This window comes from Burkholderia sp. WP9 (assembly GCF_900104795.1).
In the GTDB taxonomy this organism is placed as follows: domain Bacteria; phylum Pseudomonadota; class Gammaproteobacteria; order Burkholderiales; family Burkholderiaceae; genus Paraburkholderia.
Genome location: NZ_FNTG01000001.1, coordinates 2,913,481 through 2,936,377, shown reverse-complemented (window position 1 = coordinate 2,936,377; position 22,897 = coordinate 2,913,481). Strand labels below are relative to the sequence as shown.

Here is a 22,897-nt window from a genome sequence, read left to right as displayed (position 1 = left end):
CTCATGAATTACAGGATTTCAACGGAAGCGGGCGCCAAGTTGCGCATCGACAAATGGCTGTGGGCGGCGCGCTTCTTCAAGACGCGTTCGCTCGCGGCGGCGGCCGTCGAAAAAGGACATGTGCGCATTGACGGCGCCAGCGTCAAGCCGGCCAAAGACGTGCGGGTCGGTGACCTGGTCGAGATCGAGATCGAACGGATCGTGTGGCAAGTGGAGGTGCTGGGCATGTGCGACGTGCGCGGCCCGGCGAGTGTCGCGCAAACGCTTTATGCGGAAACCGAAGAGAGCAAGGTGAAGCGGCAGGTCGAACAGGAGCGGCGCAAGACGTATCGCGAGCCGGCGGCCGCATTACACGGCAGACCGACCAAGCGCGACCGGCGCACTATCGACAAACTTTCAGGTGGGGATTGAACAGCTGTTCCATGGTCGCGTGCACGCCACCATATTCGGTAGTGTGATCGTTGACAGCCCCGGACATGCAGATGGTCGTGGTGCCCGCAATCAGAACCAATGCGACCACCGAGATTGCAAAGGTCAGTTTCACGGTACTCCCCTCGGGAAGGTTCAGGATAAAGACGGGCGAATCGGGTGAAATTGCAAGATATCGGAAAGGCTTACGTCAGATTAGGGTTAACGCGTCTTTTCCGATGCTTTGTTGGAGCATAGGCCACTTGCCGCCCGCACTCAATCTCAATCTGATTGCGTCGCATTAATGGTTGTAACCAGGCATTTCCGCTGCCCGGCCGTGGTGCGAAAAGATCCGGGAGAACCGCTTGAAATGGTTCTTTCCGGCCTCATCTGCCGTGTTGATTTGCGGTGACTCGCGAAGTTGTCTGTCGCGATTTTGCAACGCACAAACCGCACCAGGCTTGATGCGCTGCCGCCGCCCTCGGCTTTTACCTCGCTTTCACTTTTTAACGACTTTCAGCGACATGGAAAACACGCAAGAGAACCCGACGAGCCAGAATTCCAAGCCCGCCGACGAAACCGCGCGCCAGGCCGCCGAGGCCGCGGCACCTCAGCAGGAAGCCGCTGCGAACGCGGCGACCGACTCGCCGGCAAGCGCCGAGCAAGCGGCACTGGCCGAGGCTCAGGCAAAGATCGCCGAGTTGCAGGAAAGCTTCCTGCGGGCCAAGGCTGAGACTGAAAACGTGCGCCGCCGCGCTCAGGAAGACGTCGCCAAGGCTCACAAGTTTGCGATCGAGACTTTTGCCGAGCATCTGCTGCCGGTGATCGACAGCCTCGAAGCAGCTGTCGCCCATTCGACCGACGATCTGCCGAAAGTGCGCGAAGGCGTCGAACTCACGCTGCGCCAGCTCACTGGCGCGCTGGAAAAGGGTCGCGTCGTCGCCCTGAATCCGGTTGGCGAGAAGTTCGACCCGCATCGCCATCAGGCCATTTCCATGGTTCCGGCCGACCAGGAGCCGAACACCGTGGTGGCCGTGCTGCAAAAGGGCTTCGTAATCGCCGATCGCGTGCTGCGACCGGCACTCGTGACCGTCGCGGCCCCGAAGTAAGCGCGACGAGGCGTTCAGAAGCCGTTTAGTCTGGCAGGCGTCGCCATGGCCAATATTCCCGTCGACGCCACCGCGTTCGCGGCCTTCGAGATGCAGGCGCTGAGCGCGGAGTCATTCGACGCCGGGCTCGCCGGAGCGGGCGATGAACTGGCCGTGGTGTTTTTCTGGGGTCTCGACTGCTTTAACTGCGAGATTGCCAAGAAGGCCATGCTGGCGCAGCCGGACGCGATTCGCGCTCTCGGTCTCAAATGGTTTCACAGCAACGTTTACGAGCATCGCGAACTGGGGCGGCGCTTCACGCTGCACGGCGTGCCCACATGGTTCTTTTTTTACCGCGGCAAGCGGCTCGGCCGGGCAACCGGCTGGCATGGCCTCGGGCAGTTCCAGGCCGCGGTTGCGGCCGCACGGGAAAAAATCCGGGTGGCTGGTGCTGCAAAAACCGCCGGCCCGCAAGCCGATGGAACAATTTCGGGCGAAAGTTCGCCCGATTGAAAAAAATTAAAGACCGCATCGTAAAAGAGGTCTTGAAAACGATGCGGACGCACTTATGTTGAGTGCAGGTAGGAATTGAGAGCGGATCGCCTTACCGCCAGCAGGGCAAACAAGGCGCTTCCCGCAGCGATCAAAGTCAGGAGATTAGTAAAAATGGGCAAAATCATCGGCATCGACCTCGGCACGACCAACTCGTGCGTGGCGATCATGGAAGGCAATTCGGTCAAGGTGATCGAGAATTCGGAAGGCGCGCGCACCACGCCGTCGATCATCGCTTACATGGAAGACGGCGAGATTCTCGTCGGCGCGCCTGCGAAGCGTCAGTCGGTCACGAACCCGAAGAACACGCTGTACGCGGTCAAGCGCCTGATCGGCCGCCGCTTCGAAGAAAAAGAAGTGCAGAAAGACATCGGCCTGATGCCGTACAAGATCATGAAAGCCGACAACGGCGACGCATGGGTCGAAGTGCGCGATCAGAAGCTCGCTCCGCCGCAAATTTCGGCTGAAGTGCTGCGCAAGATGAAGAAGACCGCTGAAGACTACCTCGGCGAGCCGGTCACGGAAGCCGTGATCACGGTTCCCGCGTACTTCAACGACAGCCAGCGTCAGGCCACCAAAGACGCAGGCCGCATCGCCGGTCTGGAAGTGAAGCGGATCATCAACGAACCGACCGCAGCCGCTCTGGCATTCGGTCTGGACAAGGCCGAAAAGGGCGACCGCAAGATCGCGGTGTATGACCTGGGCGGCGGCACGTTCGACGTGTCGATCATCGAAATCGCCGACGTTGATGGTGAAATGCAGTTCGAAGTGCTGTCCACGAACGGCGATACGTTCCTGGGCGGTGAAGACTTCGACCAACGCATCATCGACTACATCATCGGCGAGTTCAAGAAGGAACAGGGCGTCGATCTGTCGAAAGACGTGCTCGCGCTGCAGCGCCTGAAGGAATCGGCTGAAAAGGCCAAGATCGAGCTGTCGTCGAGCCAGCAAACCGAAATCAACCTGCCGTACATCACAGCCGACGCATCGGGTCCGAAGCATTTGAACCTGAAAATTACGCGTGCGAAGCTGGAAGCGCTGGTTGAAGAGCTGATCGAACGCACCATTGAACCGTGCCGCGTGGCCATCAAGGACGCAGGCGTGAAGGTCGGCGAAATCGACGACGTGATTCTGGTCGGCGGTATGACCCGTATGCCGAAGGTGCAGGAAAAGGTTAAGGAATTCTTCGGCAAGGACCCGCGCCGTGACGTGAACCCGGACGAAGCCGTGGCCGTTGGCGCCGCGATTCAAGGCCAGGTTCTGTCGGGTGACCGCAAGGACGTTCTGCTGCTCGACGTGACCCCGCTGTCGCTCGGCATCGAAACGCTCGGCGGCGTGATGACGAAGATGATCAACAAGAACACCACGATCCCGACCAAGCACGCACAGGTCTACTCGACGGCCGACGACAATCAGGGTGCCGTGACGATCAAGGTGTATCAGGGCGAACGCGAAATGGCAGCTGGCAACAAGCTGCTGGGCGAGTTCAACCTCGAAGGCATTCCGCCGGCACCGCGCGGCACGCCGCAGATCGAAGTGAGCTTCGACATCGACGCGAACGGCATTCTGCACGTCGGCGCGAAAGACAAGGCGACCGGCAAGGAAAACCGCATCACGATCAAGGCGAACTCGGGTCTGTCCGAAGCCGAAATCGAGAAGATGGTGAAGGACGCCGAAGCGAACGCGGAAGAAGATCACAAGCTGCGTGAGTTAGCCGATGCCCGCAACCAGGGCGACGCGCTGGTCCACAGCACGAAGAAGGCGCTCACCGAATACGGCGACAAGCTCGAAGCTTCCGAGAAGGAAAAGATCGAAGCCGCGCTCAAGGACCTCGAAGAAACGCTGAAGAGCGGTTCGAGCGACAAGGCCGCGATCGAAGCCAAGATCGAAGTGGTGGCCACCGCCTCGCAGAAGATGGGCGAGAAGATGTACGCCGACATGCAGGCTGCGCAAGGCGCGGAAGCCGCGGCAGCAGGCGCGGCGGGTGCGGGCGGCGCGGGTGCATCGGCGGGTGGCGCGAGCCAGCAGCAGGACGACGTGGTCGACGCCGAGTTCAAGGAAGTCAAGAAAGACTAAAGCCAGGTCGCATTTCGACCGTAAAGCCGCACACAGCACTGTGTGCGGCCCGGCTGCACAAGGGATTGCGTCCAACCGGGCGACATGAACGTGCGAAAGCGGTTATCGCGCCTGGCGAGCCTTTTGGGGCTCTCCGGGCACATTTGTTTTATGGAGGGCGTTGTTTTCAGGCCATGTTGAAAGGGCATGAAACAGCGGCCGGACGAGTCGTTAGACTCCAGCATTCAAGAGGAGCCACCGCGTCGCATTGCGCGAGTGGCGTTGAACCGATATGGCGAAACGGGATTACTACGAGGTTCTGGGCGTCGCAAAGAACGCGAGCGACGACGAAATCAAGAAGGCTTATCGCAAGCTCGCGATGAAGCACCACCCCGACCGCAATCCGGGCAACAAGGATGCGGAAGGGCATTTCAAAGAGGTGAAGGAAGCCTATGAAATGCTGTCGGACTCGCAAAAGCGTGCCGCGTACGACCAGTACGGCCACGCGGGCGTCGATCCGAACATGGGCGGTGCCGGAGCGCAAGGCTTTGGCGGTTTTGCCGACGCATTCGGCGATATTTTCGGCGACATCTTCGGCCAGGCAGCCGGTGGCGCCGCGCGTGGCGGTGGCGGCCGCGCGGGCCCGCAGGTGTACCGCGGTGCCGATCTGCGCTACAGCATGGAAATCACGCTCGAACAGGCCGCACACGGCTACGACACGCAGATCCGCGTGCCGAGCTGGGTCTCGTGCGAAATCTGTCACGGTTCGGGTGCCAAGCCCGGCACCAAGCCGGAAACCTGCCCGACCTGTAGTGGTTCGGGTTCGGTGCGGATGTCGCAGGGCTTCTTCAGTATTCAGCAAACCTGCCCGAAGTGCCACGGCACCGGCACCTACATTCCCGACCCGTGCGGCCACTGCCACGGCGCGGGTAAGGTGAAGGAAACCAAGACGCTGGAAGTGAAGATCCCGGCAGGTATCGACGACGGCATGCGTATCCGTTCCGCCGGCAATGGCGAGCCGGGCATCAACGGTGGCCCGTCGGGCGATCTGTACGTCGAAATTCATATCAAGCAGCACTCGGTGTTCGAGCGCGACGGCGACGATCTGCATTGCCAGATGCCGATTCCGTTCACTACCGCGGCGCTCGGCGGCGAGATCGAAGTGCCGACCCTTGCGGGCCGCGCCAGCTTCACGGTGCCGGAAGGCACGCAATCGGGCAAGACGTTCCGTCTGCGTGGCAAGGGCATCAAGGGGCTGCGTTCGAGCATTGCCGGCGATCTGTACGTGCACGTGCAAGTCGAAACGCCGGTCAAGCTGACCGAGCCGCAGCGCGATTTGCTCAAGCAGTTCGAAAAGGCGCTGGTCGAGGGCGGTTCGCGGCATAGCCCGCAAAGCAAGAGCTGGTTCGATCGGGTGAAGAGCTTCTTCGATTAATGACAGTTTGATTTTGGCGGTAAGCATGACGGCAGATGAGCACGGCGCGGTTTTCGCATTGCTCGACGATTGCGACGCGTTGCCGGCGCGCCCTTCGAGTCGTCTGTACACGGGGTTTGTGCAGGAATGGGTGTGTGCGGATGCCGCGCAACTCGAAGCCGTGTGCGAGCGCGTGGCTGCGGAAACCCTGCGGGGTTTGCATGCCGTCGTGCTCGCCGACTATGAGTTCGGGCGGGATCTCCTCGGCGCCGAGGCGCATTGGTCTCTGAAAACGCAGCGTGGCGATGCCACGCTGCGTTTTTTATTGTTCGAACGTTGCGAGAAGCGTTCGCGTGAAGAGGTCGACGCGTGGCTCACGGCACGCGACCAGGGCGCGGTCGAGCCATCGGTGGCGGGCACGGCCAACGTGCGCGCGAGCGTCGATCCGCTGCAGTTCAACGCGGCGATCGACGGGGTCCACGCAGCCCTGCGCGCGGGCGATTCCTATCAGGTCAACTACACCTACCGGCTCGGCTTCGACGTGTTCGGCTCGCCCGTCGCGCTATATCGGCGGCTGAGAGCGCGCCAGCCGGTTCGCTACGGTGCGCTGATCGCGTTGCCGGACGGCGATTGGGTGTTGTCGTGCTCGCCGGAGCTCTTCGTCGAAAAGCAGGGCGAGACGTTGCACGCGCGGCCGATGAAAGGCACCGCGCCGCGATCCGACGACCCGGCGGCGGACCGGCGCGCTGCCGAATTCCTGGGCAACGATCCTAAAAACCGCGCCGAAAACGTGATGATCGTCGACCTGTTGCGCAACGATCTGTCGAGGGTGGCGCAGACGGGCTCGGTCAAGGTGCCGGCGCTCTTTTCGGTTGAGCCGTATGGGACGGTCTGGCAGATGACGTCCACTGTGCATGCGGCGTTGCGGCCCGGCACGTCGTTCGCCGGGATACTGCGCGCGCTGTTTCCCTGTGGCTCGATCACGGGCGCGCCGAAGCATCGCACGATGCAATTGATCGATGAACTCGAGAGCACGCCGCGTGGGCTCTATACCGGCGCCATCGGCTGGCTGGATGCGCCCTCGGCGGTTGCGGATGCAACGGGTGCGGGCACATCCACACCGGCTGCGAACGAAACCGCCTGCGGTGACTTCTGCCTGTCCGTCGCGATCCGCACGTTGACGCTGAGCCGGTCGGCGCAAACGGGGCAACTGGAAGGCAAGATGGGCATCGGCGCGGGGATCGTGCTCGACAGCGTCGCCGCCGACGAATACGCGGAGTGTCAATTGAAGGCCCGCTTTCTGACCCATGCCGAGCCGGGTTTCGAACTCTTCGAAACAATGTATGCGACGCGCGAAGAGGGCGTGCGGCATTGGTCGCGCCATCTTGCGCGGCTCTCGTCGAGCGCGGCGGTACTCGGCTTCAAACTCGACGATACGATCGCCAACGCCCTTCGCGCGGAGATCGCGGCGAAGTGCGCGGCGCTGCCCGCACAAACTCCGCATCGCATGCGGCTCGCGTTGAGCAAGGACGGTACGGCGAACATCACCGTGGCCGTGCTGACGCCGCTAGCCGACTCCACTGTCGGCGTGTTGCTCGGACCCGATCACGCCTTCCCGGCAACCGACGCCTACGACTTGCTGCTGCGTCACAAAACCACTCGCCGCGCCGAATACGATCGCGGCTGGCGCGAAGCCGAAGCGAAGGGCGCGTTCGACACGCTGTTCTTCAACGGGCAGGGCGAATTGACCGAAGGTGGCCGGTCGAATGTCTTCGTGAAGTTGGCTGGGCGCTGGTGGACGCCGCCGCTTGCGTCGGGCGTGCTGCCAGGCGTGATGCGCAGCGTTTTGCTCGAGGAGGCGTCGGGTCTGCAGGCGGCCGAACGTGTGCTCACCCGGACCGATCTGCAAAACGCCGAAGCGCTGATGGTGTGCAATGCACTGCGAGGCGCGCTGCCGGCGCGGATCGTGGACTGAGAGAGGCGCGCCGCCACGGGCTGGGACAGGTCGACCGGTCGCCGAAGAAAGACAACCGGCCTTGTATGCGTTTGAACGCGATATCGGATACGCGCCAAAGCGACCGACAACGGGCACGAAACGGCCCGTTCCGCTCGATCCTCTAACGCTCGAAACTCAGAACGTGTGCTCCGGCCCAGGGAACGAGCCGTCCTTCACGGCAGCGACATAAGCTTCCACGGCCGCGAGAATACTCGGCTGCCCCTGCATGAAATCCTTCACGAAGCGCGGCCGTTTGCCGGGGAAAATGCCCAGCATGTCGTGCAGCACCAGCACCTGACCCGAACAATCCAGTCCCGCGCCGATACCGATCGTCGGAATGCGCAGTTGCTTCGTGACGTCGCTTGCGAGCAGCGTCGGGATCGCTTCCATCACGATCAATTGCGCGCCGGCCGCCTGCACGGCGAGCGAGTCGCGCAGCAACTGCGTCGCGCCCGCTTCGGTCTTGCCTTGCACCTTGAAGCCGCCGAACGCATGCACCGATTGCGGCGTCAGGCCGACGTGAGCGCACACGGGAATCGAGCGCTCCACGAGGAAGCGCACCGTGTCCGCGAGCCATTCGCCGCCCTCGAGCTTCACCATTTGCGCGCCGGCGCGCATCAATTCAACCGAGCTTCTGAATGCCTCGTCCGGCGTGCCGTAAGTGCCGAACGGCAAGTCGGCCACGATCAGTGCCGCGGGCCGCGCGCGCGCCACGCTAGCCGTGTGATACGCGATGTCGGCGAGCGACACGGGCAGGGTGGTCGTCTGGCCTTGCAGCACGTTGCCGAGCGAGTCGCCGATCAGCAGCACGTCGACGCCCGCGCGGTCCAGCAGCGCGGCGAAGCTCGCGTCGTAACAGGTGAGCATGGCGATTCTTTCGCCGGCGTCGCGCATTGCCTGCAGTTTCGGCACGGTGATAGCGTTCCGGCTCGCTTCCTGCAAATAGGTCATGGGTCAATCCGTTGAGAAAAAAGAGGTGGCCACGCCGCTCAGAGCGACGTGCCTTTGACAAAGAATTCCTTGCGGCCGCGCATGGTTTCAATGCGTTCTGCGAGCAGCGCAAGGTCCGCGTCGGAGTCGAGCGGATTCAGGTGTTCGGCGTTGACCGTTAGCACGGGCGTGCGGTCGTAGTGATAGAAAAACTCGTTGTACGCATCGCACAGGGCGTGCAGATAGGCGTCGGAAATCTGCAGCTCCATCGGCACGGCGCGCTTCTGGATACGCGCGAACAGCACCTCAGGGCTCGCCTGCAGATAGACGACGAAGTCCGGCGCCGGCGCGCTGGCTTCGATACGCGCGGCAAGCGCGCGATACAACTGCCACTCGTCTTCCTGCAGCGTCAGACGCGCGAAGATGTCGTTCTTCTGCGTCATGAAATCGGCGATCAGCGGCGTGCCCGACACGTGCGCCGCGCTTACGTCCTGAGCCTGCTGCGCGCGTTGCAACGCGAAGTGCAGTTGTGTGGGTAACGCGTAACGCGCGGTGTCGCGGTAAAAACGTTCGAGAAAAGGATTGTCCTGCGGCCGTTCGAACAGTTCCTGCATCGACCAGCGCTGCGCAAGGCGCCGTGCGAGCGACGTCTTGCCGACGCCGATCGGCCCTTCGATCGCGAGATAGCCGAACGGCGGCCGCAGTTGCGGTGCCGTGACGGTGAGCGGCGATGAATTCATTCGCAGGGGCCCTTGCCGGCAGTGCCTTCACCGGCGGTCAATGCATTGAGCATAGGACACTGGCAAGGCCCTTTCACCTTCTCGATGCGCTGATCGCTCACGCCGCTGAGCAGCGCCTCGGCGCGGCCATGTTGCGGAATGACCAGTGCGGCGTCGATCTCGACGAGCGGCACCAGCGCGAAGGCGCGTTCAGTCAGGCGAGGATGCGGCACGATCAGATCGGCTTCGTCGATCGATTGATCGCCGAACAGCAGAATGTCCAGATCGAGTGTGCGCGGTGCGTTGCGAAACGGCCGCTCACGGCCGAACTGATGCTCGATCTTGTGGCATAGCGCAAGCAGATGCCGCACGGGGAGCGTCGTATCGACCTTCACGACGCAGTTGAAATAGTCGTCACCGCCCGCGTCGATCGGGGCAGTGCGATACAGGCTCGACTTGGCGAGCACGGTGATGGTGTGCTGTTGTGCGAGGCACACCACCGCGTCTTTCAGGGTCTGGCGCGCGTCCCCGAGATTCGCGCCGAGGCCGAGATAAGCAACCGTCATGGCATAACTTCCTGCAACTATCGTTCGACGGCAACAGCCAACGCTGTGTCAGTCTTCGTGCGAGCCATTATGGCCTGCTTCGTCGGCTGTGCGTTCGGCTGGCGTGCCGCCCTCCAATCCGTCGCCCGGCTTGCGGCTTCTCGCGCCACTGCTGCGCCGCCGTCGTTTTCTGGGGCTTCGGTCCTTCCCGCCTTGCGTGAGCAATGTCTCACGTGCGGCGATGTCTCCGTCTATGAACTCCGTCCACCACGCACCGACCGACTCATCGAGTTCGCCCGATTCGCAGCGCAACAGGAGGAAATCATACCCCGCTCTAAATCTTTGGTGTTCCAGCAGCTTCAGCGCGCTTCTTCCCGAGCGTTTCTCGAGGCGTAACTGCAGACCCCAGATCTCGCGCATATCCGATGAGAAGCGCTTGTGGATCGCGAGTTTCTCGGTCTGCATGTCGAGCACCTCGTCCATTGCGCGATGCAGTGCGGGGACCGGATATTCGCCGTTCGCTTCGAATTTTTGCCAACGCTGCTGCACGTCGTGCCATAACAACGTGGCGAACAGGAAGCCCGGCGACACCGGTTTGCCGGCGCGCACGCGGGCATCCGTGTTGTTCAACGCAAGCGTGATGAATTTCTCGCCGATGGGTTGTTCGAGCACCACGTCGAGCAGGGGCAGCAGGCCATGATGCAGGCCTTCCTGCCGGAGGCGTTTCAAACACGCGAGCGCATGGCCGGAGAGCATCAGCTTGAGCATCTCGTCGAACAGGCGCGCCGCAGGCACGTTGTTGATCAGATCGGCCATGTTGGCGATCGGCTCGCGCGTGCTGTCCTCGATCTCGAAGTCGAGCTTCGCCGCGAAACGCACCACGCGCAGCATGCGCACCGGATCTTCGCGGTAACGCGTGGCCGGGTCGCCGATCATGCGCAACAGACGCGCGCGCATGTCGGCCATGCCGTTGTGATAATCCAGCACGGTTTGCGTGGCCGGATCATAGTACATCGCGTTGATCGTGAAGTCGCGGCGCGTGGCGTCTTCGTGCTGCTCGCCCCACACGTTGTCGCGCAGCACGCGGCCGCTTGCATCAACTGCATGGGTGCGGCGATCGAGTTCGTCGCGCTTCAGGCGGCGCGGCGGCGCCGCGTCTGCCGCGGGTGGATCGACCAGTGCGCGGAACGTGGAGGTTTCGATGATTTCCTGCCCGAACTGCACGTGCACGATCTGAAACCGCCGACCGATGATGCGCGCGCGGCGGAACAGCTTCTGCACCTGTTCAGGCGTGGCATCGGTCGCGACGTCGAAGTCTTTCGGTTTGATGCCGAGCAGCAGGTCGCGCACCGCACCGCCGACGATGAACGCGCGGTGCCCGGCCTGTTGCAGACCCTCCGTCACGCGAATCGCGTTCCGCGAGATGAGCGACTGGTCGATGCCGTGCACGTCGTGCGGAATGATGACCGGCACGTCCGGGTCGCGTACGGTTTTCGCGGGCACGCTGGCGCGGGTGGGCTTGCGGCGCGCTTTGCTCGCGCCTGACGGCGTGCGCGCCGGCGCGTTGCCGGTGTCGTCTGCTTCGGCTTCGGCGGGCAGGGTGTCGTCAGCGGGTGCCGCGTCCTGGCCGAATAGCTTGCGGATAAATTTTTTGATCACGAGGGTTGGAAGAGTTCGAGGATGCGCCAGCCTTTGGCCTGCGCATGGGCGCGCAATGTGTCGTCGGGATTGGTCGCGATCGGGTCCGTGACTTTTTCGAGCAGCGGGATGTCGTTGTGCGAATCGCTATAGAAATAGCTGTGCTCGAAGTCGCTCCACGTCTTGCCGAGCGAGGCGAGCCACGCTTCGGTGCGCACGATCTTGCCTTCCTTGTAGCTCGGCGTGCCGGTGGGGCGCCCGGTGTACGGCGAATGCGGCTCGCCGTCGACGGTTTCCGCTTCGCAGGCGATCAGCGTGTCGACGCCGAATGCCTGCGCGATCGGGCGGGTGATGAATTCGTTGGTGGCGGTGACCACGCAGCACAGGTCGCCGGCTTCCTGGTGCTGCTTCACCAACTCCTGCGCCACGGGGAAGATCGCCGGCTTGATGACTTCGTGCATGTACTGCGCGTGAAAGTCGGCGAGCTGCGCGCGCGTGTACTTCGACAGCGGCGTGAGCATGGCGATCAGATAGGCGTGAATGTCGAGCCGGCCGGCTTTGTAGTCGGCGAAAAAGCGGTCGTTTTCACGGGCGAAATTTTCGGCGTCGACCATGCCGTGTTTCACCATGAAGCGGCCCCATTCGTGGTCGCTGTCGGTGGGGATGAGCGTGTGGTCGAGGTCGAAGAGTGCGAGGTTAGCCATGGGGGCCTATTTTACTTGAAGCGGCGGATGAAGCGGATGAGGTCGCCGAGTTGGGCGCGGCACGCCGTTCTTCGGCGTCCGGCGAGGCCAGCATGGTGCGCAACAGTGGCAGCGTGACCGCGCGTTTCTGTTCGAGCGAAAAGCGGTCGAGCGCGTCGAGCAGCGCCATCAGACTCGGCATGTCGCGGCGAAAATGGGTGAGCAGGTAGGCCGGCACGTCGTCGGCGAGCATGATGCCGCGCTCGCGTGCCGCGTGTTTGAGGACTGCGGCCTTGCCTTCGTCGGGCAGCGGCGCGAGATGGAACACGAGGCCCCAGCCGAGGCGCGTGCGCAAATCCTCGCGCACCGTCATACCGATGGGCGGCGCGTTGCCCGCGGCGACGAGTGCGCTGGTGGGATGCGCGCGCACTTCGTTGAACAGGTTGAAGACGGCGATTTGCTGTGCGGCGGAGAGTGCGTCGCAATCGTCGATCGCATACAGGGCGACGCGCGGGTCGAAGCTGAAGGCGGCGAGACTGCTCTGCGGGCCGGCGAAGCGCGCGTGCCCCGGCGACGCTTCGTGCACCAGCGCCTGCAGCAGATGCGTGCGGCCGCTGCCGGACTCGCCCCAGATGTAGAAGGTGCGATCGGCGACCGGGCCGGCGGCGAGCGCGTTCTCGAGCTCGCGCAGGCGCGTGACCAGCTCGGCGTTGGCGCCGGCGAAGAAATTGTCGAATGTCGATGGCGGCGGGGTGCCGAGATCGAGCGTCAGTTGACGAAGCACAGTAGGTTAATGCCGAAAATGAGGCCAAGCCGCAAATGGCCCGTCACGCGGGCCGGAATAGTCAACAAGCAGTCAGTTCTTATAAAGCGTGCTCGCCAGATAGCTTTGGCGCAACTCGCGCATGGCGACCGACAGGATCGCGCTGACGGGCAACGCCAGCAATACGCCGAAAAAGCCAAAGAGCTGCCCGAACGCGAGCAATGCGAAAATCACCGCGAGCGGGTGCAGGCCGATCCGTTCGCCCACCAGACGCGGCGTGAGAAAGAAGCTCTCCAGGATCTGGCCGACACCGTAAATCAGCGCGACCGCGCCGAAGCCGTACCAGTCGCCGAATTGCAGCAGCGCCGCGAGCAGCGCCAGCGCGAGACCGGTGGCAAACCCGATGTACGGGATGAACACCGCGAGCCCCGTGAAGATCCCGACCGGCAACGCGATCTCGAAGCGCGCGAGGCTCAGCGCAATCGCATAGTATGCGGCGAGCACGCCCATGACGAGCAACTGGCCGCGCAGATATTGCGACAGCATCTGGTCCATGTCGCGCGCGAGTTGCAGCGTCTTGTCGAGCCAGCGGCGCGGCACCACGATCTGTATGCGGGCGAGCATGCGGTTCCAGTCGTACAGCAGGTAGAACAGCACGAGCGGCACCATCACCACGTTGCCGACCACCGTCATCATGACATTGCCGCTCGTGCGGATGGAGGTCCACGCATACATCGCCACCGTCTGCGCGCTGCCTTCGAGCTGCCCCATCACGAGATCGCGGATACTGGCGAAGTCGAGTGAATCGGCGAGGCCCAGCATGGCCAGCTTGGGTTGCAGCCAGGCGTTCACGTGCGCGAACAGCACGGGCACCTGCTGCCGCAACTGCGGCCCTTCTTTCTGGATGACGGCGAGCACCAGCAGCACGAGCAAGGTCATCAGCAGCGTGAAGAGCAGCATCATGAGCAACGCCGCAAGACCGCGCGGCACGCGCCGGCGCACCATCCACGCGACGCCCGGCTGCAGAATGTACGCGAGAATCGCACCGAGCAGAAACGGCGTGAGAACCGGACTCAGCAGCCAGAGCAGTATGCCGATGCCTAGCGCAATGGCAAGCCAGGTGAAGGCGCGGCGCTGGACAGGTGTCGGAATCGAGGAGTTCTCTTGCAAGGTTGTTTCCCAGGTGTCGTTCAGGACCGGATGATTCAAATTCCAGCCAGTCGGCCGGCATCGGGTAAAATCGCATTTTACCGACCTTCGAGCTCGTCCCCATGAATCAACCGAAATCCGCCCCGAATTCAACTGGTTCGGCCCAAGGGTTGTCGTATCGCGACGCCGGCGTGGACATCGACGCGGGCGACGCCCTTGTCGACGCGATCAAGCCCTTTGCCAAAAAGACGATGCGCGATGGCGTGCTGGGCGGCATCGGCGGATTCGGCGCGCTGTTCGAAGTGCCGAAGAAGTATAAAGAGCCGGTGCTCGTGTCCGGCACCGACGGCGTCGGCACCAAGCTGCGCCTCGCCTTTCAACTGAACAAACACGACACCGTCGGCCAGGATCTGGTGGCGATGAGCGTGAACGACATTCTCGTGCAAGGCGCCGAGCCGCTGTTTTTCCTCGACTATTTCGCTTGCGGCAAGCTGGACGTCGGCACGGCGGCAACGGTCGTCAAGGGTATCGCGCACGGCTGCGAACTGTCCGGTTGCGCGCTGATCGGCGGCGAGACGGCGGAAATGCCGGGCATGTACCCTGACGGTGAATACGATCTGGCCGGTTTCGCGGTCGGCGCGGTGGAAAAGAGCAAGATTATCGACGGCAGCACGATTGCCCCGGGCGACGTGGTGCTCGGTCTGGCTTCGAGCGGCATCCATTCGAACGGTTTTTCGCTGGTGCGCAAGATCATCGAGCGCGCGCAGCCTGATCTGAACGCGGATTTCGACGGCCGCTCGCTCGCCGACGCGCTGATGGCGCCCACGCATATCTACGTGAAGCCGCTGCTGGCGCTGATGCAGCAAGTCGCCGTCAAGGGTATGGCGCACATCACGGGTGGCGGGCTGGTCGAGAATATTCCGCGCGTGCTGCGTGAAGGTTTGACGGCTGAGCTGGACCATCGCGCCTGGCCGCTGCCGCCGCTGTTCTCGTGGCTGCAAAAGCACGGCGGCGTGGCGGATGCGGAAATGCACCGTGTGTTCAACTGCGGTATCGGCATGGCCGTGGTCGTGTCGGCTGCGGATGCTGACGCTGCAATCGGTTTGCTGTCCGCCGCCGGCGAGCAGGTCTGGAAGATCGGCGTGATTCGCGAAAGCGCGGCCGGTGAGGCTCAGACCGTAGTGGTCTAAAGGCTTCGGAGTCTGCGCGGCGCGCTTTCAGAGTGCGCCGCGCGGGTCCGACGCTGCAAGGCTCAATGCCTCAGATGCAACGCTTCACAGCCCAGCTTCACAGCCCCGCTTTGCAGCCCCGTCTTACAGCTCCGCTTCACAGCCACCCTTCACATCAACGCTTCAATCGCCTCAAGCACCCGCGCTGTCGCGTGCGGATCGCAGCAATCCACCACCACTCGTTCCGTCATGCTGCGCAGCCATGTGAGCTGCCGCTTGCACAATTGCCGCGTTGCAAAGACCCCCTTGTCGCGCATGGTCGAATAATCGACCGCGCCATCCAGATATTCCCAGACCTGCCGATAGCCCACGCAACGCATGGACGGCATCTCGGGCAATAAGTCGCCGCGCTCGCGCAACTTCACGACTTCATCGACGAAACCGCTGGCCAGCATCGCATCGAAGCGCTTCTCGATCCGCGCATGCAGCACACCACGATCCGACGGCTCCAGCGCGATCGGCACGAAGCGCCATGCGGCGGCGGCGTCATCCACTCGGGCCGGCGCGGCCAGCAAGGCGGACATGGCCTGCCCGGTCAGCATGTAAACTTCCAGCGCCCGCTGAATGCGCTGTGAATCGTTCGGTGCGAGGCGCGCGGCCGTCACGGGATCGATCGCGGCAAGCCGGGCGTGCATGGCCGGCCAACCCTCGCGTGCGGCGTCGGCATCGAGCGTGGCACGCAGGTCGGCGTCGGCGGCAGGCAGATCGTTGAGCCCCTGGGTGAGCGCCTTGTAGTACAGCATGGTTCCGCCGACCAGCACCGGCAAACGCCCGCGAGCGTGGATCTCACTGGTCAGCCGCAAGGTGTCGGCGCGAAATTGCGCGGCGGAGTAGGCGTCGGTCGGATCGACGATATCGATCAGATGATGCGGCGCCACCGCGCGCTCTTCAGCGGTTGGCTTGGCGGTGCCGATATCCATCTCGCGATAGACCAGCGCCGAATCGACACTGATGATTTCCACCGGACGCCGCGCGGCCAGCGCCAGCGCGGCGGCGGTCTTGCCGGACGCGGTCGGCCCGAGCAGGCACGGGACCGTCGTGGGTGTGCGTGAAGTCATAGGCCAGGCGGTCGCGTGTCGCGGCAGCGTCACGTCACTGACCACGCATGAACAGCCGATCGAGATCGGACAGCGTCAACTGATACCACGTAGGACGTCCGTGATTGCATTGATCGGCACGCTCGGTCGCCTCCATCTGACGCAGCAGCGCGTTCATTTCATCGAGCGTCAGGCGCCGGTTCGCACGCACCGCGTGATGGCACGCGAGCGTGCCGAGCAGTTCGTGCTGACGTTCGGTCAACACGCGCGAGCCGCCAAATGCATGCAGGTCGGAGAGGACCGCGCGCGCCAGCGCCTGCAAATCCGCGTCTTTTAGCAACGCCGGCACGGCGCGGATCGCGAGCGTGGTCGGCGACAGCACGGCGAGGTCGAAACCGAGTGCGTCGAGCGTGTCGCGCTCTTCTTCCACGGTGCCGATTTCGATCGGGTCGGCCTGCATCGACAGCGGGATCAGTAGCGGTTGCACGGCAATCGTGCGGTCCGCCAACGCGTTTTTGAACTGCTCGTACAGAATGCGCTCGTGCGCGGCGTGCATGTCGACGATCACCAGACCGTGCGCGTTCTGCGCCAGCACGTAGATGCCGTGGATCTGGCCGAGCGCGAAGCCGAGCGGTTGCTCGTCGGCGGCGTGGAAAGCGGGCGTGGAGTACGGCGCGGACGCGTTATACGGCGACGGCGTTTCGCCGGCCGAATCGCGGACCTCGAAAAGCGTGGCGCCTTCCGCTGTGCCGGCATGCGTGTCTTTGCGGCCGAAGAGCGCGTCGTAGAACGCGAGCGGTTGGGCAACCGGCAGCGTGCCTTGCGTCATGCGGGCCTGACGCATCCAGGTATTGCCGGACTGTGGCGACGATCCGAAGCCGCCTGCTGTACCGCTTGATCCACCACCGAAACCGCTACCGAAACCGCCTGCACCCGCACCGGGGCTGCCTCCGCCGATGCCCGCACCGCCGAGCGGCGTCGCGCCGAACGAAGCCGGCCCGCCAGCGGAGGGCGCCAGATGCGCCGCATGCCCGCCCGCTGTCGTTTCCGGCGACGCGCCCGCATGCCGCGCCAATGCGCGCTGCACGGCGTGGAACACGAACTGGTGGATCGAGCGCGAATCGCGAAACCGTACTTCGATTTTCGACGGATGCACGTTCACATCGACCGCTTCAGGCGGCAGATCGAGAAACAGCACATAGGACGGGTAGCGCTCGCCGTGCAGCACGTCTTCATAGGCGGCGCGAACGGCGTGCGTGAGTAGCTTGTCGCGCACAAAACGGCCATTGACGAAGAAGTACTGCTGATCGGCGCGCCCGCGGCTCGCGGTCGGCAGGCCCGCACAACCGTAGACCGCAAGCGGGCCGGCGGATTCGTCGAGCGGCAGATGCGCCGTGGCAAACGTGTCGCCGAGAATCTTCGCGACCCGCACGGGCGGCTCGCTGGCGTTCCAGTGTTCGACGGCCTTGCCGTTATGCAGCACCGAAATCGCGACATCCGGCCGTGCCAGCGCCGCGCGGCGGATCTGTTCGAGGCAGTGGCCGAGTTCGGTCTGCTCGCTCTTCAGAAATTTGCGGCGCGCCGGCGTGTTGAAGTACAACTCGCGGACTTCGATCGTGGTGCCTTGTGTGCCCGCTGCGGGGCTCAGCACGCCGGTTTGCGCATCCACGCGCACCGCGTGCGACGCGTCGGCCGTGCGGCTCGTGATGGTCATCTGCGCGACAGATGCGATCGAGGCCAGCGCCTCGCCGCGGAACCCCAGCGTCGCGACGGCTTCCAGTTCGGCAAGCGAGCGGATTTTGCTGGTCGCGTGGCGCATCAACGCAAGAGCGAGTTCGTTCTCGGGGATGCCGCAGCCGTCGTCGGTGATCGAGATGCGCTTCACGCCGCCTTCGTCGAGCAGAATGCGCAGCGACTGCGCGCCCGCGTCGAGCGCGTTTTCCAGCAGTTCCTTGACGACCGACGCCGGTCGCTCGACCACTTCGCCGGCGGCAATCTGACTGATCAGTTGATCGGGAAGGGGCTGGATCGCGCGCAACGGGCGTGGTGCGGGCGCGGCGGCGGAAACCGCGGTCGCGGCGTCGAGGCCGGCTGGCGTTTCGGAGAATTCGGACATGGCGAAATTATAGCGATTCGGCGCGGCAGGCTCGCGGTGCGCTCGAGCGCACCGAAGCGCGGGAGATTTTTAATCGCCACCGGGCACTTTCTGTATCATGACGCGGTCAATTTGCCGCGGCGAGTGAGCGTTTGCCGCCATCGCCAGCTGGTCTGCTCATACGGCCATTTCCGCCACCGTCACATTCGCTTAATAAAGGATTCTCTTTGGACACGTTGCTACATTTCGTCAACCTTGTCTTGCACATCGACAAGTTCCTCGGAGACTTTATTCACGTGTACGGCGCCTGGGTCTACGCGGTGCTGTTTCTGATCGTGTTCTGCGAAACCGGGCTCGTGATTCTGCCGTTTCTGCCGGGCGATTCGCTGCTGTTCATCGGCGGGGCTTTCTGTGCGACCGGAGAAATGAACATTGGCTTGCTGATCGTGTTGCTGCTCGTGGCGGCCATCAGCGGCAATACCGTCAACTACATGATCGGGCGGGCCATTGGGCCGCGGGTGTTCAATTCGCACATTCCCTTTCTCGAGCGTTTTCTCGATCGCAGCGCGCTGCAGAAGACGCACAACTTCTACGAGAAGCATGGCGGCAAGACTATCGTGCTGGCGCGTTTCATTCCGGTGGTGCGCACCTTCGCGCCGTTCGTTGCGGGTGCATCCGAAATGACGGTGAGCCGGTTTCAGTTGTTCAATTTTGCCGGCGCTTTTTTCTGGGTATTGCTGTTGACGTTGCTCGGTTATTTTTTCGGCAACATTCCGTTTATCCGTCAGTATCTGAATGTGATCGTACTGGTGGGTATCGGTGCTGCGGTTGTACCGGTCGTGCTCGGCGCGTTGTGGAAGATGATGCGCAAGAACGCATCGAATGCGGGAAGCCGCTGAGGTTTTGCCGCAGGGTTAGTCCGATAAAAAACGGCGTCGCGAATCTCGCGACGCCGTTTTTGTTTGGTCTTTCTGAATCGCACGGAATTGACAATTAACAATTGGCAACGCGATTAATTGCGCCGTGTCAGCCGGTGGCGATTCTCGTCGCGCGGCAACACTCAGCTCACTGCACGCGGCGCCAGTGGCGTTTCCGGCGTCGGGTAGCCGGCTTCCTTGAACGTCTGGATGATCGCGCGGTTGGTGTCGAAGTAGACCTGCCAATAGCTCTCATTGTGCGTGTAGGGCCGCACGCAGAGCAGGGGGCCTTCCGGCGTGAAGCCCAGCACTTCGATGTCCGGCGCGGGACTCTCGGCCACGTTCGGAATTTGCGTGACAGCCGCCTTCAGCCGGTTCATCGCATCCGTCGGATCGACGCCATTGGCGATCTTCGCTGTCAGCTCGACGCGGCGCACGGGCAAGAGGCTGTAGTTCGAGATCGTGTCGGAAAAGATCTTGTTATTGCCGACGATAGTCGTCACGTTGTCCGGCGTCACGATGGTGGTGCCGAACAGACCCAACTCCGAGACCGTGCCGGTCACGCCGCCCGCGGTGACGAAATCGCCGACCTTGAACGGCCGCAGCACCTGCATGAATACGCCCGCGGCGAAGTGGGCAAGCAGGCCGCCCCAAGCGGTGCCAATCGCAAGGCCGAGGCCGGCGAGCAGCGCGGCGAACGAAGTGGTCTGTACACCGAATACCTGCAGGATCGCGAGGATCAGCAGCAGATTCAGCAGTGCGCCGAGAATCGAGCCGAGATAATGCGCCAGCGTGGGATCGACCCTTCCGTTGCGCGCCAGCACCTTGCGCAGCAGGCCAATGATCAGGCCGATGAGCCAACGGCCGACGATCCACAGGACGATCGCCCCGACGACCTTGGTGCCGAGGTCGATGCCCCGGGTCATGATGAAGACGCGAACGGTTTCGAGATCCAAGATGTTCCTCGTTGGGTAAGTTGCCTTCGACTGATTGAACAGCGGTGGTGCAATACAGCGGCAAATGCCCGGCGACGGGCGCAAACGGTAACACTCGGTGTTCGGAAGTTATAGGCGACGGCGCGCGCATCCGCAAGGACCGTTCCAGTTCCCTGATGGCTCGTCCGGGCTTGTCTGGCGGGAGAAGTCGGCCGCTTTGGCGGACGCGTTCGCAGCGATTGTGATTGGTGCGCGCTACATCGGCAGATGCGATTTCGAATACGGCGACGTTTGAATGACAAGGGTTGCGCCGGTACTGACTTTCGCGAAGTGCGAGCGGCGTGCCACATGGCGCCAGGCGAGCGCGACGATGATCGCGAGCCAGTATGCGCAGGCGCGCTCGAAGAACGCTATCGATGTGCTGAAGTGGCCATAGCGGCTCTGCGAGTCGGCGAACACCAGGAAGGTCAGCGCGGCATCGAGCAGGAACGCGACACACGCCAACGCGCCGAAAATGTGTGAACCATCGAGCGACGCGCCAGCTATGCGGCGGTTGCACAGATGACAGACGGCCAGCACGAAAGCCAGCAGAGCCAGGTTCGAGAGGAGATCGAACAGAAAATTGGTCATATGGGTGGAATGAAAGCGCGGGGCTGCGGTGTTGCCAAAGCGTCTGCTTACGCAGAGTCACAGCGTGTCTTGCTGGACCGGCGGCGATCATTGCACGTCTTTATGTCTCAATAAATGTTCAGGTTCGGAGTCCGTTGTTTCCTGGTTGAGCCGTGAAATTGGCTACGGAAAATGCCGGTGAAGTCATGCGAAATGGCGGCAAAGGCTGTCGGAAATATCCTTTGATCACGTGTTCTCACGTAGTTAGACATTGCCTCGCCTCATTGCAGTCTCTCTCGATCGACACGCGCTTCGCAAGCCACGCTAACCGGCTCAGCGAAGCGGCGAAAGGCGTCGCTTCGCGGCACGCGTACCCAGACGCCGGAAGCGCTCCTTCTTATGCTCTTCTTCGAAGTGGGCAAGCGACGGTTTCACCAGATCGCTGCGCGACACGATGCCGATCAGTCGCCGTGTGTCGACGTCGTCCACGACGGGCATGCGCTCCAGACCGTGAACGGCGAGCCGTGTTGCGACGAGGCGGCAGGTTTCGCCCGGCAATGCGACCACGGGTGTGTGCGTTCCCATCAGTTCAAGCAGCGTTGCCGCGGCGTGCTTGATGTCGCGAGCGGCACTCATGCGCTCAAGGGTCGCGCGGTCAATAACCCCAGTCACCGCGCCGTCCCGAATCACCGGATAGGCTCGATGCTTTTGCGCCGGGCCGAAGTGTCGTGCAAGCGTTTCGTCGATAGTCGCGTGTGCGTCGATCGTTTCGACGTCACGCGTCATGACCTCGTCGACGTAGTGGCGCTCCAACGGATCGACACCATATTCGCGGTAGATGTGATATCCACGGCGCGCGATTTTTTCCGTCATGATCGAGCGGCGCATCACGACTGTGGCAAAGCCGTGCGCGACCAGTGTGGCGGCGAGTAGCGGCAATAGCGCGTTGCTGTCATGGGTCAGGCCGAACGCGAACACGATTGCGGTGAGCGGAGCGCCCAAGGTCGCGCCGAGCGTGGCTGCCATGCACACGAGCGGCCACAGCGCCGGATCGTTGCCCGGCATCAGATGGCTCAACACTACGCCGAGCCCGGCGCCCAGCATCAGCAGCGGCGCAAGCACGCCGCCCGAGGTGCCCGAGCCGAGCGCGACGACCCACATGACGGCCTTCACGAGCAGTAGCGCGAGCGCAACCTGAAGCGCCAGATGCAGATGCAGCAGGTCGCCGATGACGTCGTAGCCGACACCCAGCGCGCGCGGCTCGATAAAGCCGCCAATTCCGACGACGAGTCCGCCGAGCGCGGGCCACCACATCCAATGGATACTGAGTTTGCCGAACAGATCTTCGGTCTTGTAGAGCGCGGCGGAGAGGCCCGTTGCCAGCGCGCCTGACAGTAAGCCGGCGATCACGCAGGTGAACAGCGACAACGCGCCGGGCGGCGCCGTTTCGAGCGGAAACAGCGGCCCCGCGCCGAACAGTGCGCCGCGCGCGAAGCCTGCCACCGCGCAGGCGAGCGCGACCGGCAAGAAACTGCGTGGCCGCCATTCGAACAACAGCAACTCGACCGCGAGCAGCACTGCCGCGACCGGCGTGCCGAACACCGCGGTCATGCCGGCTGCGGCGCCGGCGACCAGCAGCGTTTTACGCTCCGCCGCGCTCACGCGCACGCACTGCGCGATCAATGAACCCAAAGCGCCGCCCGTCATGATGATGGGACCTTCCGCGCCGAACGGCCCGCCGCTGCCGATCACGATGCCGGATGACAGCGGCTTGAGGATCGCCACCTTCGGCGACATACGGCTCTTGCCGAACAGGATCGCTTCGATGGCTTCCGGAATGCCGTGGCCTCGAATCTTCTCCGAGCCGTAGCGCGCCATCAGGCCGACGATCAGGCCGCCCGCCACCGGCACCAGCACGACCCAGATGCCTAACGTGTTGTGCGCCGGCGATCGATCCGCGAAGGAAAGCGTGCCGAAGAAAAACAGGTTCGTGAACAGGTGGATCAGATTCAGCAGCACGAAAGCCGCCGCCGTACTGATCACGCCGATGCACGCCGCCAGCAAGGCGATGCCGGGCAGGCGGCGGTTTTCGGCGAAGTCGCGCTTGTGGGTGTCGGCTGTCATGATCGGGACGA

At 63.1% G+C, this 22,897-nt stretch carries 20 protein-coding genes; 8 read left to right on the top strand and 12 right to left on the bottom strand.

What is annotated here, in order from left to right; translation table 11 throughout:
* The first annotated feature begins 3 nt into the window (after nt 1-3).
* The 6 genes from BLW71_RS13030 (at nt 4) to pabB (ending at nt 7,492) form a co-directional block, all read left to right on the top strand.
* Nucleotides 4-411: an RNA-binding S4 domain-containing protein gene (locus BLW71_RS13030; RefSeq protein WP_091796672.1), complete on the top strand. Its 408-nt coding sequence runs from the start codon at nt 4-6 to the stop codon at nt 409-411.
* Nucleotides 412-932: 521 nt separating this feature from the next.
* Nucleotides 933-1,517, top strand: a complete 585-nt coding sequence (gene grpE / locus BLW71_RS13025) for a nucleotide exchange factor GrpE (protein ID WP_091796671.1) — start codon at nt 933-935, stop codon at nt 1,515-1,517.
* Between the two features lie 45 nt (nt 1,518-1,562).
* Nucleotides 1,563-2,009, top strand: a complete 447-nt coding sequence (locus tag BLW71_RS13020) for a thioredoxin family protein (RefSeq protein WP_091796670.1) — start codon at nt 1,563-1,565, stop codon at nt 2,007-2,009.
* Between the two features lie 153 nt (nt 2,010-2,162).
* The gene (gene dnaK / locus BLW71_RS13015) at nt 2,163-4,124 is read left to right on the top strand and encodes a molecular chaperone DnaK (RefSeq protein ID WP_091796669.1); all 1,962 of its coding nucleotides are present in this window, start codon (nt 2,163-2,165) and stop codon (nt 4,122-4,124) included.
* A gap of 271 nt (nt 4,125-4,395) precedes the next feature.
* Complete coding sequence (gene dnaJ, locus BLW71_RS13010; protein WP_091796668.1) at nt 4,396-5,538, top strand: molecular chaperone DnaJ; 1,143 nt, start codon at nt 4,396-4,398, stop codon at nt 5,536-5,538.
* Nucleotides 5,539-5,563: 25 nt separating this feature from the next.
* A complete protein-coding gene (gene pabB / locus BLW71_RS13005) occupies nt 5,564-7,492 on the top strand; it encodes an aminodeoxychorismate synthase component I (protein ID WP_091796667.1) in 1,929 nt (642 codons plus the stop codon).
* A gap of 156 nt (nt 7,493-7,648) precedes the next feature.
* Here the strand turns inward: pabB and panB are convergent, their stop codons facing one another.
* From panB to BLW71_RS12970, 7 genes are all read right to left on the bottom strand, one after another.
* The gene (gene panB, locus BLW71_RS13000; protein ID WP_091796666.1) at nt 7,649-8,464 is read right to left on the bottom strand and encodes a 3-methyl-2-oxobutanoate hydroxymethyltransferase; all 816 of its coding nucleotides are present in this window, start codon (nt 8,462-8,464) and stop codon (nt 7,649-7,651) included.
* Between the two features lie 38 nt (nt 8,465-8,502).
* Entirely contained in the window at nt 8,503-9,183 is a 681-nt protein-coding gene (locus BLW71_RS12995) for a deoxynucleoside kinase (protein WP_091796665.1), read from the bottom strand.
* On the bottom strand, nt 9,180-9,728 hold the full coding sequence (folK, locus tag BLW71_RS12990; RefSeq protein ID WP_091796664.1) for a 2-amino-4-hydroxy-6-hydroxymethyldihydropteridine diphosphokinase: 549 nt from the start codon (nt 9,726-9,728) through the stop codon (nt 9,180-9,182). Before folK ends, BLW71_RS12995 begins: the two co-directional genes overlap by 4 nt.
* A gap of 48 nt (nt 9,729-9,776) precedes the next feature.
* Nucleotides 9,777-11,366 carry a polynucleotide adenylyltransferase PcnB gene (gene pcnB, locus BLW71_RS12985; RefSeq protein WP_091796663.1) on the bottom strand — a complete coding sequence of 530 codons (1,590 nt, stop codon included), beginning with the start codon at nt 11,364-11,366 and terminating at the stop codon, nt 9,777-9,779.
* Complete coding sequence (locus tag BLW71_RS12980; protein WP_091796662.1) at nt 11,363-12,049, bottom strand: histidinol-phosphatase; 687 nt, start codon at nt 12,047-12,049, stop codon at nt 11,363-11,365. Before BLW71_RS12980 ends, pcnB begins: the two co-directional genes overlap by 4 nt.
* Nucleotides 12,042-12,812 carry a DnaA regulatory inactivator Hda gene (gene hda / locus BLW71_RS12975; protein WP_091796661.1) on the bottom strand — a complete coding sequence of 257 codons (771 nt, stop codon included), beginning with the start codon at nt 12,810-12,812 and terminating at the stop codon, nt 12,042-12,044. The genes BLW71_RS12980 and hda overlap by 8 nt, the downstream gene beginning before the upstream one ends.
* 72 nt (nt 12,813-12,884) lie before the next feature.
* A complete protein-coding gene (locus tag BLW71_RS12970; protein ID WP_091800797.1) occupies nt 12,885-13,961 on the bottom strand; it encodes an AI-2E family transporter in 1,077 nt (358 codons plus the stop codon).
* A 101-nt stretch (nt 13,962-14,062) separates the two neighbouring features.
* On the opposite strand from BLW71_RS12970, the gene purM reads away from it, so the two are divergent.
* Entirely contained in the window at nt 14,063-15,130 is a 1,068-nt protein-coding gene (purM, locus tag BLW71_RS12965; RefSeq protein ID WP_091796660.1) for a phosphoribosylformylglycinamidine cyclo-ligase, read from the top strand.
* Between the two features lie 149 nt (nt 15,131-15,279).
* Here purM and miaA read toward each other — a convergent pair whose 3' ends face one another.
* Entirely contained in the window at nt 15,280-16,227 is a 948-nt protein-coding gene (miaA, locus tag BLW71_RS12960; RefSeq protein ID WP_091796659.1) for a tRNA (adenosine(37)-N6)-dimethylallyltransferase MiaA, read from the bottom strand.
* 34 nt (nt 16,228-16,261) lie between these two features.
* Complete coding sequence (gene mutL, locus BLW71_RS12955; RefSeq protein WP_091796658.1) at nt 16,262-18,322, bottom strand: DNA mismatch repair endonuclease MutL; 2,061 nt, start codon at nt 18,320-18,322, stop codon at nt 16,262-16,264.
* 206 nt (nt 18,323-18,528) lie between these two features.
* Here mutL and BLW71_RS12950 point away from each other — a divergent pair, with 206 nt between their 5' ends.
* Complete coding sequence (locus tag BLW71_RS12950) at nt 18,529-19,200, top strand: DedA family protein (protein ID WP_091796657.1); 672 nt, start codon at nt 18,529-18,531, stop codon at nt 19,198-19,200.
* A 161-nt stretch (nt 19,201-19,361) separates the two neighbouring features.
* Here BLW71_RS12950 and BLW71_RS12945 read toward each other — a convergent pair whose 3' ends face one another.
* The 3 genes from BLW71_RS12945 to BLW71_RS12935 form a co-directional block, all read right to left on the bottom strand.
* On the bottom strand, nt 19,362-20,174 hold the full coding sequence (locus BLW71_RS12945) for a mechanosensitive ion channel family protein (protein ID WP_091796656.1): 813 nt from the start codon (nt 20,172-20,174) through the stop codon (nt 19,362-19,364).
* Between the two features lie 234 nt (nt 20,175-20,408).
* The gene (locus tag BLW71_RS12940) at nt 20,409-20,783 is read right to left on the bottom strand and encodes a hypothetical protein (protein WP_091796655.1); all 375 of its coding nucleotides are present in this window, start codon (nt 20,781-20,783) and stop codon (nt 20,409-20,411) included.
* A 312-nt stretch (nt 20,784-21,095) separates the two neighbouring features.
* Nucleotides 21,096-22,886, bottom strand: a complete 1,791-nt coding sequence (locus BLW71_RS12935) for a chloride channel protein (protein ID WP_091796654.1) — start codon at nt 22,884-22,886, stop codon at nt 21,096-21,098.
* Nucleotides 22,887-22,897 lie beyond the last annotated feature (11 nt).